Raw genomic sequence first — 16,352 nt, 5'->3', positions numbered from 1 at the left:
GACAACTAAATGAATGAAACTCAAAAATTAGTAGCAGCATCTCTTGAACGTAACTTTGGAAAAGACATCGGGGCACGTTATGAAGGAAACGAAGAAGCGCAGTTACGTGCCGAAGAAGTTATTGAGGAAATTGCTATCGTTATTGCACCACTTGTAGAAAAATTAGGAATCGAAAGTAAAACAGTGAAAAAAACGATTCCATTTTTATACGAACTTCAAAAAAATCAATTTTGTGATATGAGTGCCTATCCGTATCCGCTTCTTTTAGTCAATGGAACGAGCGCGGATACAGAAAAATATTGGCGGGATTTACCGACATATTGGACAGATGAAGCTAATAAAATCGTGCTCCCATATGTATTAGAACATATTAAAAATAATAAAGTACGCCAAAAACTATTATCTTTCCATGCATGGTTGTTAGGTGAGGTAGCCGAGATGAACACAGAACTCGGAGCTCAGTTTCGGGTGAAATTAGTTTTTGAGTCAGATATGCGCATTCGTCTTAGAATTTATGAAGTCGAGCAAATTGCCATCGAAGTTCATTTTTTAGATAATCATGATACGGAACAACAACATTTGGGCTATGATGTGAGTTTGGACGCGGAACTTGAGGTTAAAGCTAGACTATTGCTACGCCAAGGGATTTTAACAGAAAACCTAGGATTGGTAGCATTAAAAGCTTATATTCGCTCCGTTTTACCAATCGCGCATAGTTTGAAAAAGCTAGAAAAATTAACGGATGAAGAGGCGAAAAAATTAACTAAGTGGTTAACGCACGAAGAACCAAAAATTATGGAAGATACAGATTTAACTAGTAAAGCACTCGATTTCTTACAAAAAGTAGCACAGCAATAAGAATAAAATGCTATTTGGAGGAAATTGATCCTAAATAGCATTTTATTTTTGCAAGTGAGATTGGTAGAATAGTAAAATGATACAATGAAATTAGAAAAGAGGATGTAAAAATTGATTCGACAAGCTAAAAAATCAGACGCGCCAAAAATTGCGCCACTTTTACTCGTAATATGGAAAGATATGGAGTTACCAATTTTAGAAGTAGAAACGGAAGAAGCAATTACAAATGCATTAATTGAAGCGATTCAAACCGAGGATTACCGTTATAGCTACAGACATCTTCATGTATTTGAAAAAGATGGAGATATTGCCGGAGTTTTAGCTGGCTATCCTGGGAAAATGGAACCGGAAATCGACCATGCGTGGAACGAGATTGCGAAAAAACACGGAATTACTTACAATGCGCCGATTTTTGTGGATAAAGAAACATTTCCAGGTGAATGGTATTTAGATTCAATAGTAACAAATGAAAAATACCGCGGTCACGGCGTTGGAACAGCTTTACTTGCTAAATTAACAGAAATTGCTGCAAACGATGGTGAAAAAGTAGTCGGTTTAAATTGTGATAAAGGAAATCCACATGCGAAACGCCTGTATGAACGCTTAGGATTTCATGTGACTGGGGAAATTAAACTGAGCGGCCACGACTATGAACATATGCAAAAATAAGAAATGAGGCAAACCAATGAAAAAAATTATTTTCACGCTGTTACTTAGTTTAGTTTTAGTTCTCGCAGGATGCGCCAATGTAACGAATACGGTGAAAGTCGACAAAAAAGGTGAGGCAATGATTTCCTTTGACATCGATATTTCATCTGTAGCAGGAATTTTCGCATCAAGTTATTCAAATCAAGTGGAAGCTAAACTAAAAGAAGCTGGCTTTACTGTTGATAAGAAATCAAATACAAGTTATCATATCGAAAAGAAATTAGCGAAGGACGAAACGACGAAAAGCGATATGAAGCCAGAAGATTTTGGCGTGAAAATTACTAATACGAAAAGTTTCTTCACACAAAAAATCAAAGTGGATGCAAATATTGACATCGAGAAAATCTGGAAAAAAGAAGTAGCAGATGTCCCGTTTCCTAAAGAAATATTAAGTCAAATCGACTATACTTTTATTTTAGATTTACCAGTGTCGTCAATTGGTGATAATAATGCTAAGAGCGTCGATGGCGGAAAGCTAACTTGGGACGTTCCACTTGATCAAAAATCCGAAATGTATTTTGAAGTCACTGTGCCAAACGTGAAAAATATTGCGATTGTTGGTGGAATTCTACTCGTAGCGATTATTAGTTTATTAGTTTACCTTATTAGAAAACATCGCAAAAAGAAAAGATTACAATAAAAAAAGTGTGAATCAGTTAGCTAAGCTGATTCACACTTTTCTTTACGTCTTTTTCTAATTCTTCATAGCAAGCTAGTTTTTTCTCGATTTTTTTAAATGCGCGGTCCAGTTCGGCTTGCCGGCGATACATATCTTGTTGATGTTCTTTAAGTACAGCAATTCGTTCTGATACTGTTTCGTCGCCACATTTAGTTAATTCAACAATTTCTTTCTGTTTCGCAAGTGGCATTCCAGTGACACGTAAACAAGTTAGTAATTCAAGCCAGTGCAGGGCATCATTATCGAAAATCCGGTTATTATTTTTATCACGTGCTAGAAATGGAATTAACCCTTCTCGTTCATAATAGCGAATCGTATGGGCGCTTAAACCCGTGTGCTCAGAAGCTTCTTTAATTGTTTGTTGCACTAAAATCACCTCTTTTTTTCTTAATAATAGCACCTTAAAAATCGAAAAGCCAAATGTTTGCCTTTGAGTATACTCTAAGGTGTATAGTAAACGTGTTAATACTTTTAGGAGGCGGATAAATTGAACTTAAAAGATACAGTAAAACTTGCAAATGGTGTAGAAATGCCACGTTTAGGATTTGGCGTATGGAAAGTACAAGACGGCGACGAAGCAGTAAATTCTGTTAAATGGGCAATCGAAGCTGGTTACATTAGCATTGATACAGCTGCTGCTTACAAAAATGAAGAAGGCGTTGGTCAAGCGATTAAAGAGTCTGGCGTTAAAAGAGAAGACTTATTCGTAACAACCAAACTTTGGAATGCAGAGCAAGGATATGAATCTACTCTTGCTGCGTTTGATGAAAGCTTACGTAAACTAGAACTTGATTATGTAGACCTTTATTTAATTCACTGGCCAGTCGAAGGAAAATTCAAAGATACTTGGCGCGCTTTTGAAAAATTATATAAAGATAAACGCGTTCGCGCAATTGGCGTATGTAACTTCCACGAACATCACCTAAAAGAATTAATGGAAGATGCGGAAATCGCTCCAATGGTTAACCAAATTGAATTACATCCGCAATTAACACAAGAACCATTACGTAAATTCTGTGCTGAAAACAACATTGTAGTAGAAGCTTGGTCTCCACTTGGTAACGGTAAACTTCTTGCTAACCCAGAAATTAAAGCAATTGCTGATGCACATGGTAAATCAGTTGCACAAGTTATTCTTCGCTGGGACTTACAAATTGGCGTAGTTACTATTCCAAAATCAGTTCACCAAGAACGTATTATCCAAAATGCCGATATTTTCGACTTCGAATTAAGTGATGAAGAAGTTGCAAAAATCAGCGGATTGAATAAAGATGAAAGAACTGGCCCAGACCCAGATAATTTCGATTTCTAAAAGAAAAACAAAGAAACTGCTAATTAAAATAAAATCCCTTCCGACTTTTCATAGCGGGAGGGATTTTTGCTATGTTTTTATGCTACAATAAACTAAAAAAAGAGGTTACTATGGAGCGAAAAACGATTATTCAAAAGCGGTTCATAAACCAAAGACTAGCTGAGACTACATGGCTTCTGTCCCCGGAAGAAGTAGTGTTTCATTTTGGCGCGATGCAGTCTCAAAATTATGGTCAATCACTTTGGGCAGTTGGAAGTAGATTAATTACTCCAAATGAGCAAACTGTAAAACAAGCAATTGATGAAGGTGAAATTATCCGAACGTGGCTTTTGCGAGGAACAATTCATCTTTTTTCGGCGCGAGATTATCACTGGTTGATGGATTTAATTGCCCCGAGGATAGATAAAATTTGTAAGCCATATCGAACTAAATTAGGTTTAACAGAAGACATTCTAAGTAAATCTACAGAGGTTGTAAAAACACTTGTAGAAGAGAATGCGATAACGCGAAAAGACTTAGCTCTGAACTTAGCGAAACATGATTTACCTAGCAGCGGCATTCCGTTTGCGCAGTTATTGGTCTACTTAAGCTCGCGGAAAATTATTTGCTCTGGCGCGGATGAAACCTTTCGAAACACAATTCATATTCCAGCTCCTGAGTACACTTATACCCGAGAAGAAGCGTTGAAAGAATTGGCAAAGCGCTACATACAAAGCCACGCGCCAGCTACGTTAAAAGACTTTTGCTTTTGGTCTGGATTAACCGTTACCGATGCAAAAATAGCTTTAGAAGATTTCACTAAAGAAGGCGACTTTTATTTATCCAGTACAATTGAAAAAAGTAGTCCAGTACACACGGTTCCGCTAGCAGGTTTTGACGAGTGGATTATCGGATACATTGACCGCTCCATCGTTTTACCAGAAGAGTGGCGTGAAGCAATTATAACGAAGAATGGGATTTTTAGACCAGCGATTATTTCAGCCGGCCAAGTCGTGGATAAATGGGAAAAACCTAAGAAAAAAGCGGAACTGACTGGGGATTACTGGAACCGTTACATCCAGTTTCGGAATATGCTATAGTCAAGTAAGTGCAGAAAATTTAATTTGAGGTGATTAAAGCAATGAAAGCTTTTGATAAATTTTATAAAAAAACTTTAGAAGAACGTCGTGCGGTTTTAGCCGAATATGCTGATTTAAATGAAGAAGAACAAGCCTTTTTAGCTTCCACAGGGGCTCTTTCTCTTGATAAAGCGAACCACATGATTGAAAATACGGTTGGCATATACTCGCTTCCACTCGGGCTAGGAATGAATATGCTATTAAATGAAAAGAATTATATTGTTCCAATGGTAATGGAGGAGCCTTCTGTCGTTGCTGCTCAAAGCTCAGGAGCGAAATTAATCGCGCAAAACGGTGGCATGAAAGGCACTGCGACTGACCGAAAAATGATCGGTCAAATTGAATTAATTAACGTGCCAGATGTCCAATCTGCGGAAGAAAAAGTTGTGGCTAACCGAGAAAAACTTATTGCAGTTGCTAATGACGCCCATCCATCTTTACAAAAAAGAGGCGGCGGGGCTGTGGATTTACAGGTACGTACCGCCAAAACTGCGAGCGAAGAAACTTTATTTATCGTTCATTTACTTGTTGATACCCAAGAAGCAATGGGAGCCAATATGGTAAATACGATGGTAGAAACGTTAGCGCCCGAATTAGAACTTTTAACGGGTGGAACGGCAAATATGCGAATTTTATCCAATTTAGTAGATGAAGCAACCGCAACGGTGACTTGTCGACTTTCCCCTCTAAGTTTAGCGACAAAAACGCAAAGTGGTGAGTGGGTACGTGATCGAATTATTGCCGCTTATGAATTTGCAGATGCTGATATTTACCGAGCGGCCACCCACAATAAAGGAATTATGAATGGTATCGATGCAGTTATTATGGCTTTTGGAAATGATTGGCGAGCTGTAGAAGCCGCAAGTCATGCCTATGCTGCCCGTACAGGAAGCTATAAGCCCATGTCTAAGTGGTCCAAAGATCGAGATGGATATTTGGTTGGCGAATTAACTTTACCAATGCCAGTAGCCTTTGTAGGAGGTTCTATCGGGATTCATCCAATCGCCAGCCTTTCGAAAAAAATTGCACGAGTAGAATCGGCGAAAGAACTAGCTATGTTAGTATGCGCAGTTGGCTTAACGCAAAATTTAGCTGCTTTAAAGGCACTCGTTACGGAAGGCATCCAGCGTGGACATATGTCATTACAAGCAAAATCGCTGGCAATGACAGCGGGAGCAGAAGCAAATGAAATCGAAAAAGTAGCCAAGTTTTTACAAGAAAGCAAACAAATGAATGTCATGGCAGCAAAAGCGTATATCGCTACTTTACGATCTGAAAAATAAAAGTCTATGTAAACGACCTTTACAAAAACTTAACAATACATTCGGAACGCGTTAAAGCCTTTATTTTCAACGTTTCACATTCTTTTTAATAGAACTTCCTTTACAAAATGAAAAAAATCTATTTACCTCGCTTTTACTTTCTTTTATGATGAAAAAAGAGTGAAATTACAAGATTACAAACAAAAAGGAGATTTTCATGGGAGACATAAATATTCAGCAGATGATTTTTCAATTTATTGGAGGACTTGGAATTTTTCTTTTCGGTATAAAATATATGGGAGACGGACTGCAAATGGCAGCCGGCGACAGACTCCGTGATATTTTAGATAAGTATACAACGAATCCTTTTATGGGTGTACTTGCCGGAATTTTAGTTACTGTATTAATTCAAAGTAGCTCAGGTACAACTGTTTTGACGGTCGGGTTAGTAAGTGCCGGGTTTATGACCTTAAAACAAGCAATTGGTGTTATCATGGGGGCGAACATTGGAACAACCGTGACCGCCTTTATTATTGGTATTAAGTTATCCGAGTATTCTTTACCAATAATTGCTGTAGGAGCAGTACTTTTATTCTTCTTTAAAAATCATAAAGTAAAAAATATTGGACAAGTATTCTTTGGATTTGGTGCGTTATTTTATGGGCTGGATTTGATGGGACAAGGGATGAAGCCTCTTGCTAGCATGGAAGCTTTTCATGAGTTAACTGCGCAAATGAGTACGAATCCATTCTTAGGTTTGTTAATCGGAACGATCTTTACCGCGGTAGTGCAGTCTTCAAGTGCGACTATCGGGATATTACAAGAGCTATATGGACAAGGTGCAATTGATCTTCAAGCTGCATTACCAGTTTTATTTGGAGATAATATTGGTACAACGATCACAGCGGTTCTTGCTGCTATCGGAGCTAGTGTTGCTGCTAAACGTGCTGCAGCAACTCATGTTATTTTCAACTTATTAGGCGCAATTATATTCATGTTGATTTTACCACTTTTCACATCGCTCGTAGCTTATATGCAAGGTTTATTTGGACTAAATCCAGAAATGACCATTGCGGTTGCTCACGGAACGTTTAATGTGACAAATACATTTATTCAATTCTGGTTTATTGGGGCCTTTGCTTGGCTAGTAACAAAACTCATACCAGGAGACGATTCGCGCATTGATTATAAAGTGAAACATCTAGATACAAACTTAATCGATCAGTCACCAGGGATTGCACTTGAAATGGCGCGCGAGGAAACACTTCGCATGGCAGATTATGCCAAATTAGGCTTACAAGAAGCAAAAGAATATCTCGTTAATCAGGAGCCAAAACATGCCGAGTCAACTGTTCAAGTCGAAGAAGCAGTAAATAATTTAGACCGAAAAATCACCGAATACTTAACTAAAATTTCTTCGGTTGCTTTAACAAACAATGAAACAGAAGAACATGCGCTGATGCTTGATACCGTTCGTGATATTGAACGGGTTGGCGATCACATGGAGAACATCGTAGAAAATATCGACCAACTGATTAAAAACAAAGCGAAAATGTCCGAAGAAGCTTCCACGCAGTTAATCGAAATGTTTGAACTGACAACATCCAATTTCGAACGAGCAGTAAAAGCAATGCATAAAAAAGACCGAGCACTTGCTGAAGAAACTATTTTGGTTGAAAAAGATATTGATAAAGCTGAACGTAGATTACGTAAAAGCCACATCCGTCGCTTAAATGAAGGCAAATGCCAAGTCGTTAGCGGAATTTTATACATCGATATTGTAAGTGATTTAGAACGAATTGGTGACCATGCAAATAACATTGCAGAGTCTGTTTTAGAATTAAACGAATAATAATCAAAAGAAATTAGCTATCGTTTTAGCTAGTTTCTTTTTTTTGTTAAAAATCTACACTTTTTCTAGTCCTTGTGAAGCATTGAGTATAAGCGAATAGTGGTGTAGAATAAGAATGATTATAAAACTAGAATGACTGGAAGTGTTGAGTCTTATGCGAAATAGAAAAACGATGGATGGAAATACCGCCGCAGCTTATATTTCTTACGCATTTACAGAAGTTGCAGCAATCTATCCGATTACCCCTTCCTCCACCATGGCTGAACTTGTGGATGAATGGTCTTCAAAAAACAAGAAAAATTTATTCAATGAACCCGTAAAAGTAGTAGAAATGCAATCAGAAGCAGGCGCAGCAGGAACAGTTCACGGCTCACTTCAAGCAGGAGCCTTAGCGAGCACATATACAGCGAGTCAAGGTTTACTTTTAATGATTCCGAATATGTACAAAATTGCCGGCGAACTATTACCAACTGTTTTCCATGTTTCTGCAAGAACAATTTCTGCAGCCTCACTTAATATTTTTGGCGATCATAGTGATGTGATGGCAGCGCGCCAAACTGGATTTGCGATGCTTGCAGAAGGTTCCGTGCAAGAAGTAATGGACTTATCTGCCGTTGCCCATCTAGCCTCGTTAAAAGGGAGTTTACCATTTTTAAATTTCTTTGACGGCTTCCGGACGAGCCATGAATTACAAAAAGTCGAAGTGCTCGAATATGACGAATTAGAAAATTTACTTGATAAAGAGGCCTTACAACAATTCAGAAATCGCGCAATGACGCCAAATAATCCTAAAACACTAGGTTCCAACCAAAATCCAGACATCTTTTTCCAACAAAGAGAAACGGTGAATCGTTATTACGAGGAAATTCCTAGTATCGTTCAAAACTACATGCAAGAAATTAATCAGCTTCGTGGCACAGACTATGACTTGGTAAATTACTACGGAGCGGAAGATGCAACAGACGTTATTGTGGCGATGGGCTCTGTAACACCTGTCATCGAACAAGTGATTGATTATTTAACTACCCAAGGCAAAAAAGTAGGGCTATTAAATATTCGTTTATACCGTCCTTTCCCAGCAGAAACTTTCTTAGCAAAACTACCGAAAACAGTGGAACGTGTGGCTGTTTTAGACCGGACAAAAGAACCAGGATCAGGCGGAGAGCCACTTTTGCTCGATGTACAAAGTGTGCTTTATGATAGTGAAACGCGTCCGCTCGTTATTGGCGGTAGATATGGCTTAGGTTCAAAAGATGTTACACCAGACCAGATTCTTGGTGTTTATTCGCACCTAACGACCGAAAAACCAAAACCGCGCTTTACGATTGGAATTACAGACGACATTACGAATCTTTCTATTGAAAATACTGGACCAAGTGATCTGACTTCAGCAAAAACATTCCAATGTAAATTCTGGGGCTTCGGCTCGGACGGCACAGTTGGCGCGAATAAAGCCGCGATTAAAATCATTGGGGATAATACCGATTTATATGCGCAAGGCTATTTCTCCTATGATTCGAAAAAATCGGGCGGGCTAACCGTTTCGCATTTGCGTTTTGGTGAAAACCGCATTCGTTCTGCCTATTTAATTCAACAAGCTGATTTTGTTTCATGCTCCACCTCGGCCTATTTACGCTCCTATGATTTATTAAAAGGCTTAAAACCAGGCGGAACATTCTTACTCAATACGATTTGGGAAGGCGAGCAGTTAGAACGTCATTTACCAGCCGCCATGCGCGAATATATTGCGAAAAATAATATTCAATTTTATACATTAAATGCGATGAGAATTGCTGGTGAAGCCGGACTTGGTAGAAGAATTAATACGGTTATGCAAACAGCCTTTTTCCGAGTGACCGATATTTTACCGTTTGAAAAAGCACTGGCTGACTTAAAAGCATCGGCTATCGCTACTTATGGGAAAAAAGATATGGCAGTTGCGGAGAAAAATATTCTCGCGATGAACCAAACAGTTGCTAACTTGCATAAAGTAGAAGTGCCGGAAAGCTGGGCAAATCCAGTTTTAACAACAGAAACAAGTACCTCCACCGAAAAACCAGCGTACGTTAAAAATATTCTGGAACCTGTGAACCGTTTAGAAGGCGACAACTTGACTGTTGGCGATTTAATTTCTAACGGAATGGTGAGCGGCGCATATCCTCCAGGGACAGCAGCTTACGAAAAACGTGGTATTGCACTTGAAGTTCCCGAATGGATTTCTGAAAACTGTACGATGTGTAATGAATGTGCCTTTGTTTGTCCGCATGCAGCAATCCGCCCAATTTTAACAAACGAAGAGGAAATGGAATCTGCACCAGAAGGCTTTATGACACGAGAAATGCGCGGAAAAGATGGACTTCGTTATCGTATTCAAGTTTCACCAATGGATTGTACTGGCTGTAACTTATGTGCGGAAACATGTCCGGCGAAAGATAAAGCGCTCGTAATGAAACCTTTTGAAGAAGTTGCCGCAAAAGAAAATCCGAATTGGTCCTTTGCGATTAATGTGAAGCCAAAGAAAAATCCTGGTAAGAAAAATACTGTTCCCGGCAGTCAATTTGAACAACCGTTACTTGAGTTCTCAGGAGCTTGCGCAGGTTGTGGTGAAACCCCTTATGTTAAATTATTAACGCAAATGTTTGGCGACCGAATGATGATTGCCAATGCGACTGGCTGTTCCTCAATTTGGGGCGCATCTGCACCAGCGACCCCGTATACTGTGAATGATCAAGGACACGGCCCGGCTTGGGGAAATTCATTATTAGAAGATAATGCAGAATACGGTTACGGTATGTATTTAGCGAACCAAACGATGCGAAAAGCTTTAAATAATAAAGTCACTCAAGCACTGGCGGATGAAACATTATCAGAAGGCTTACGTGAGGCTCTTTCAGATTGGCAAAATCAAATGGACGTTTCAGAAGACACACGTGACCGAGCAGAAGCTTTGCAACTTGCCCTTTTAAATGAAATGAAAGGAAATGCCTTGCTTGAATCCATTTACCGTGATAGAGAATTATTTATTAAACGGTCGCAGTGGATGATAGGCGGCGATGGTTGGGCTTATGACATCGGATTTGGCGGAATTGACCATGTTTTAGCATCAGGAGAAGATGTGAATATTTTTGTAATGGATAATGAAGTATATTCCAACACAGGTGGTCAATCATCCAAAGCAACCCCAACTGCTGCAATAGCTAAATTTGCTTCTGGTGGGAAATCGGTCGGTAAAAAGGATCTTGGAATCATGGCCATGAGTTACGGTAATATTTATGTTGCTCAAATTGCGATGGGTGCAAGTAAACGCCAAACCTTGAAAGCTATCGAGGAAGCGGAGGCTTATCCTGGACCGTCGTTAATTATCGCTTATACGCCATGTATTAACCACGGGATTTCTCGCGGAATGAAGACGATGCTTAGCGAAACCCAAAAAGCAGTTGAATGCGGATACTGGAGCCTATATCGTTATAATCCTTTACTAGAAGAAAAAGGTAAAAATCCGATGGTTATGGATTATAAAAAAGTAGATTTTGATCAATTTGAAGACTTCTTAAAACGCGAAACACGTTATTCTGCATTATATAAAGCAAATCCAGAAGTAGCTGCTAAACTGTCCGAAAAAACGCGCTTAGATGCTGAGAAACGCTTCAAACGCTATGCAACAATGGCAGGTCTTGATTTAGAAAAAATATTGAAGAAAAAAGAAGCATCTGAAGAAGTAACCAAAAAACCAGTAGATGATGACCGAGCAGCAAGAAAAGCAGCTAGAGAGGCTAGAAGGTTAGCCCGCGAACAAGAAAAATAAAAAGAAGACCCAGTGATTACTGGGTCTTCTTTCTTTGCTTTTGATCTGTGGGAATCAGAAGCTAAGTGGGAATGAATAGATATTCTTTTATGAATGTTATAAAGAAATAACTACTATTTTAATATAACTTTTTTTACTAAAACGTGCACTAGTAAAAATAGAACAGAAATAGTTAATAACGCTCTATTTGTTGCAGCCCAGTCAGTCTGGCACTTGTGAAAGTTTTATGACAATTCTAAATCCATCGTTCAACTGTTTTCGTGAAGCGAACCATTGCGGTAAGCCTCAAGAAGCATTTTTAAATCGGTGGCTTGTTCATTAAGTTTTTTACCAATATCAGTGTCTCGTACACGTTTTCGATTAATTTCCATCTCAATAACTTGTCGTGTTGAAAGAATATCGGTCTCATTTTTTATTGCATCTTCTTTCGTCGTAAACGGTTGATGACTGACTAACTGCAAACCGTAACTATTATAGAGTAATGTGTAACCAGCAAGCGTCGTTTCTTTATGATAAGCCTTAGCAAAACCGCCATCAATCACAAGCATTTTGGTGTTTGCTTTAATTGGACTTTCTCCTTTACCTTCTTTAACGGGTGTATGGCCGTTTATAATATGCCCACATTCACCGTCGAGACCAAATTCTTCCAAGATTTGTTTGCAAATTGTTTCTTCGTTGCGGAGTTTATAATAAGGATTTTTTTCTTCTTTGTGTGTTTCTTTTTCCGCAATGAAGTAGCGCTCAAACGTAGTCATCTCACTTTTTCCAAATAATGAAGATACCGCTCCCGTCCATAAATACCAAACAATATCACAAGCATATTTCTTCTCTTTTGTTCCAGGTTTACGCACGTAGGCTTCACGAGTAAGAATTTCAAACTGTTCTAAAAGCTCTCGTCCAGAAAAGTTTTCTCCGCGTAGCTTCATTTCCATAAAAGTTCCATCTTCATATAGAGGAATACAACCATGATAAAGTAAATTACCATTATACGTTAAAAACATACTACCTTTTGAATAAAGAAATTGAACATGTTTTTGTAATCGCCGACAATTTTTAAACGATGCCGTAATTTTTTCAATAAGCTCTTTTTCTTCTTTTGTTAGCTTATAAGGGTCATTAGGATCTATCGTTGGAAAATGAGTATCAAGTAACTGGTAATCTTTCCCTTTTAAATGGATGGTTCCTTTTTTATAATCAATCATTTGCAGTAACAGACGATGATTCATATCAAATTCTTTACGTCGATGGATTATCTCACCCTCTAGTTTAAATTGAATGATCGAAATCGCTTTATGCATCCGCGCAATTTGGGTAATTTCAGCTTTACTATAGTTTAAATTATCTTCATTTTTAGGTTGGAAATAGGTGCAAGGATCATTTTTATAAATTTCATCAGCAAAAAGTGCAAGTGGGCGAAGAGAAATACCATAACTATCTTCTAAAATATCTAAGTTTAAGTAACGCGCAGAAATTCGAATGACGTTAGCAGCACAAACTCTTGAGCCACTAGCCGCTCCCATCCATAAAATATCATGATTACCCCACTGGAAATCAAGTGAGTGATAATTCATCAGTGTATCCATAATTTTATCTGGATAAGGGCCTCTGTCATAAACGTCGCCAACGATGTGTAAATGATCGACCACGAGTTGTTGAATTAAACGTGATAATGCACTGATAAATTCAGCTGCACGATCCAGCGAAATGATATGTTGCAAAATTTCTTCATAGTACATTTTTTTATCTTCTTCGTTATAGTTTTCGTGTAACAATTCTTCTAATATGTAAGCAAAATCTTCCGGCATGGCTTTTCTTACTTTCGATCTAGTATATTTTGAAGCAACATACTGGCACAGTTCGATTAAACGGAAAAGGGTAGTGCGATACCAATCATGCATATCGTCCATTTCTTCAGCGATTAGATCCATTTTCTCTTCTGGATAATAAATCAAAGTACTAAGAGAATTAATTTCAGCATCATCTAACTCATCCCCAAAAATATCGCGAATTTTACGTTTTACAACTCCAGATCCATTCCGTAAAACTTGTTCAAATGCGCTATATTCTCCGTGCACATCACTCAAAAAATGTTCCGTTCCTTTTGGTAGATTCATAATGGCTTCAAGGTTAATAATTTCTGTGGCCGTTTTAGCTATAGTAGGATATTGTTTGGCTAATAAATGTAAATATTTCATATCGATATTTTCCACTGATAACCGTCTCCTTTTTTAATTGGTACAGCTATTATATTTATAAAATATAAGTAAATCAAACGTTTTGTTTTATTATTGGTCTATACAAAAAGACGAGCCGGAGCCCGCCTTAGAAAACTGGATGAAGAAAATAAAGTACGATAGGTAGCGTAATTATACTTAAAACAGTACTAATAAACGTCGTACTGGAAACCAAATCTGGCTTAGTATCAAATTGAACAGCCATAAGAGTTGTATTTGCTGCTGTAGGCATTGCTGCTAACAAAATCATGATTTGCTTTGTCATTTCATCGACAGGAAGAATAAGAGTCAAACCAAATGCGATAAACGGTGCTATGAGTAATTTCAAAACTAGCGCGATGCCAACTTTATCCAGTTCAATCCGCCGAAAAGAAATAACCGCTAACTGCATTCCAAGAACAATCATAATTGTTGGAATCGCAGCATCACCAACAAGTTTCACACAAGTCATTAATGCAGAGGGAAGCGGAATATGTAGTAGCTGAAGAATAAGCCCAAGTAGCGCCCCGTAAGCAATCGGCATTCGTACCACACGTGTCATGACAGTTTTCATACCATTCGCATCCTTGCTCCCTTTTGCAGCAAAATAGATACCAATCGTACTCATTGCAAGTTGTTGTAACACCATTAAAACAACCGCAATATCGAGTCCAGCCGCCCCAAAAACAAGCAAAACAACAGGAGTGCCGTAATTCCCATTATTCATAAAAGCACTAGCTAAAATAAGCGCACAACGATCTTGCACATTGTAACCAAGCAGAAAACTAATAATACTAACAAGTAAAATTAAGCTTAAGCATAAAACAAAAATATAAATCGCCAAATAAAAATAATCCATCGTTAGCGGATTAGTATAAAAAGTATTAAATGCAAGAAACGGCGACATAAGATAAAGCGTCAGTTTCGATAAATTAGGAATATCGAATTTTAATGTTTTCTGCCCAATAAAACCAATTGCAAAAATTCCGAAAACTGGAAGTAAAATGAATAGAAACTCCATAGCAACACCCTTTTCTATATAGATTGTAAATTATTGTACCACAAAAAGACGTTTTATATTTAAAATAGACCAATAGTGGCCCTTATAAGTTATCTTTAAACGATTATTTTTGCTGAATTATGCTAGAACTCCTCTCTGACATTTATTCTTAAAAACAATCGAAAGCAGCTAAATGTACTGTTTTAGGAATAAAAAAGCTCTTTTTCATCATAAAAGTCCTAAAAAAGTACTGAAAAATAGAGGGAGTTTGACCTATGTCATTAAATAGACACTAAAAAGACACTTTTTAGCCACAAAAACAACTAAATTGGTCTTTTTTTAGTATAAAAATTTTCATCGTATAATCTATAATAAATGTGTTGATTAAGAAATTTTGCAAATTCCGAAAAGTTTCATTGTTGATAAGAAAGTTTTTACTGAAAAATAAAAGGAGATAATAGGAATGAAACGAGGCTAGACTGCATTAATTAACGAAAAATTGATTTTATCTATTAATTTTCAAAATAAGGGAAACAAGAAAAATAGTTCTTTTAAATACTAAAAAAAAACAATCGGCAAAATTGCTCATTCAAAATAGTTTGAACAAGGAAATATTGCTAATTTGTTATTACTAGAAATGAGTATTAAAAGAGACGTACAATGGGGTATTAAAACAACACAACAGTTGACTGGGAAACTACTTTATGAGAAAAACGCACAAGAAAGGAACTGTTTATGCCTACTAAAAAATATACCGAAAAATTCAAAATAAGCCTTGTTTATTTATATCGCAAAGGAACTTCTAAACAAACTCTATGCGAGGATTTTGGAGTTTCAAGCGCTTCACTTTCTAGATGGATTAAATGGTACGATGTGACAGACGTTGATTTGAATGAAGCTGCAAACATCTTACAAATGTACGAACTAAAAAAACAAAAAGATAAATTAGAAGCCGAAGTTTTAGAACTTACTAAAGCGATTCAACTTTTCAATTCAGATTTAAATACAGTATAAAAAAAGCAAGCAATCCCGAAAGTGGGGTTGCTTGCTTTTTTAGCCCTCTCTTTTAAGGAGCTTAGTATTAGCTAAAAACAGTGCAGCGACAAGAAGTAAAATCGCGCCTGAAAGTATTAGCGTAGATGTTGCACTAGAATGATCGACAATAATAAATCGAATAATCGCTGTGATACCGATATAAATAAAGTAGCGCAGCGGGAAATGAAAATGGGATTCGAAATATTTTACAATGAGCGCAATAAATTCAAAATAAAGGAAAAACGTCAAAATATCCTGTGTCATATAGTAGTAAGAAACGTCCGTATCTAAAAAGAAAATATTATTGAAAATCGTAAATGCCTCTCTAATTAAAAAAGCAACAAGAGTAAATCCGACCATAATGAGCGCCAAATTTAGAGTAATCCGTAGCAGGATGGGAACAATAGAAGAAATCTTTTCTAATCGTTTCATCAGTTGCCTCCTTTCCAAAAACAATATCGCTTTTTTAGTCATTTTACACTATAATGGGAACCATGACTATTTTTAAGG

At 37.5% G+C, this 16,352-nt stretch carries 13 protein-coding genes; 9 read left to right on the top strand and 4 right to left on the bottom strand.

The window, feature by feature from the left end; translation table 11 throughout:
* Positions 1 to 9: 9 nt before the first annotated feature.
* From OC533_RS04260 to OC533_RS04250, 3 genes are all read left to right on the top strand, one after another.
* The gene (locus OC533_RS04260) at positions 10 to 858 is read left to right on the top strand and encodes a hypothetical protein (protein ID WP_003761169.1); all 849 of its coding nucleotides are present in this window, start codon (positions 10 to 12) and stop codon (positions 856 to 858) included.
* A 111-nt stretch (positions 859 to 969) separates the two neighbouring features.
* Positions 970 to 1,527 carry a GNAT family N-acetyltransferase gene (locus tag OC533_RS04255; protein WP_070753438.1) on the top strand — a complete coding sequence of 186 codons (558 nt, stop codon included), beginning with the start codon at positions 970 to 972 and terminating at the stop codon, positions 1,525 to 1,527.
* A gap of 16 nt (positions 1,528 to 1,543) precedes the next feature.
* Complete coding sequence (locus OC533_RS04250) at positions 1,544 to 2,206, top strand: EGFR-like transmembrane domain-containing protein (protein WP_194323308.1); 663 nt, start codon at positions 1,544 to 1,546, stop codon at positions 2,204 to 2,206.
* Positions 2,207 to 2,222: 16 nt separating this feature from the next.
* Here OC533_RS04250 and OC533_RS04245 read toward each other — a convergent pair whose 3' ends face one another.
* The gene (locus tag OC533_RS04245) at positions 2,223 to 2,612 is read right to left on the bottom strand and encodes a MerR family transcriptional regulator (protein WP_003761175.1); all 390 of its coding nucleotides are present in this window, start codon (positions 2,610 to 2,612) and stop codon (positions 2,223 to 2,225) included.
* Positions 2,613 to 2,732: 120 nt separating this feature from the next.
* Here OC533_RS04245 and OC533_RS04240 point away from each other — a divergent pair, with 120 nt between their 5' ends.
* The 5 genes from OC533_RS04240 (at position 2,733) to nifJ (ending at position 11,594) form a co-directional block, all read left to right on the top strand.
* Positions 2,733 to 3,557, top strand: a complete 825-nt coding sequence (locus OC533_RS04240; RefSeq protein ID WP_070753436.1) for an aldo/keto reductase — start codon at positions 2,733 to 2,735, stop codon at positions 3,555 to 3,557.
* 110 nt (positions 3,558 to 3,667) lie between these two features.
* Positions 3,668 to 4,636: a winged helix DNA-binding domain-containing protein gene (locus OC533_RS04235; protein ID WP_194323310.1), complete on the top strand. Its 969-nt coding sequence runs from the start codon at positions 3,668 to 3,670 to the stop codon at positions 4,634 to 4,636.
* 41 nt (positions 4,637 to 4,677) lie between these two features.
* Positions 4,678 to 5,958 (top strand): hydroxymethylglutaryl-CoA reductase, degradative, encoded by a 1,281-nt coding sequence (locus tag OC533_RS04230; protein WP_194323311.1) that lies wholly within the window; start codon positions 4,678 to 4,680, stop codon positions 5,956 to 5,958.
* A gap of 196 nt (positions 5,959 to 6,154) precedes the next feature.
* On the top strand, positions 6,155 to 7,789 hold the full coding sequence (locus tag OC533_RS04225) for a Na/Pi cotransporter family protein (RefSeq protein WP_003761183.1): 1,635 nt from the start codon (positions 6,155 to 6,157) through the stop codon (positions 7,787 to 7,789).
* A gap of 154 nt (positions 7,790 to 7,943) precedes the next feature.
* Entirely contained in the window at positions 7,944 to 11,594 is a 3,651-nt protein-coding gene (nifJ, locus tag OC533_RS04220) for a pyruvate:ferredoxin (flavodoxin) oxidoreductase (RefSeq protein ID WP_194323312.1), read from the top strand.
* 248 nt (positions 11,595 to 11,842) lie between these two features.
* Here the strand turns inward: nifJ and OC533_RS04215 are convergent, their stop codons facing one another.
* On the bottom strand, positions 11,843 to 13,804 hold the full coding sequence (locus OC533_RS04215; protein WP_185540185.1) for a fructose-1,6-bisphosphatase: 1,962 nt from the start codon (positions 13,802 to 13,804) through the stop codon (positions 11,843 to 11,845).
* Between the two features lie 112 nt (positions 13,805 to 13,916).
* Positions 13,917 to 14,828 (bottom strand): AEC family transporter, encoded by a 912-nt coding sequence (locus tag OC533_RS04210; protein WP_194323313.1) that lies wholly within the window; start codon positions 14,826 to 14,828, stop codon positions 13,917 to 13,919.
* A gap of 714 nt (positions 14,829 to 15,542) precedes the next feature.
* On the opposite strand from OC533_RS04210, the gene OC533_RS04205 reads away from it, so the two are divergent.
* Complete coding sequence (locus OC533_RS04205; RefSeq protein ID WP_003761194.1) at positions 15,543 to 15,821, top strand: transposase; 279 nt, start codon at positions 15,543 to 15,545, stop codon at positions 15,819 to 15,821.
* Between the two features lie 39 nt (positions 15,822 to 15,860).
* On the opposite strand, the gene psiE is transcribed toward OC533_RS04205, so the two are convergent.
* Positions 15,861 to 16,274, bottom strand: coding sequence for a phosphate-starvation-inducible protein PsiE (gene psiE, locus OC533_RS04200; protein WP_003729465.1), 414 nt, complete (start codon positions 16,272 to 16,274; stop codon positions 15,861 to 15,863).
* Positions 16,275 to 16,352 lie beyond the last annotated feature (78 nt).

It is taken from the genome of Listeria sp. Marseille-Q6474, assembly GCF_946902005.1.
Classification (GTDB): domain Bacteria; phylum Bacillota; class Bacilli; order Lactobacillales; family Listeriaceae; genus Listeria; species Listeria innocua.
The sequence above is the reverse complement of the archived record's forward strand: the minus strand, read 5'-3'. Positions and strand labels throughout refer to the sequence as shown.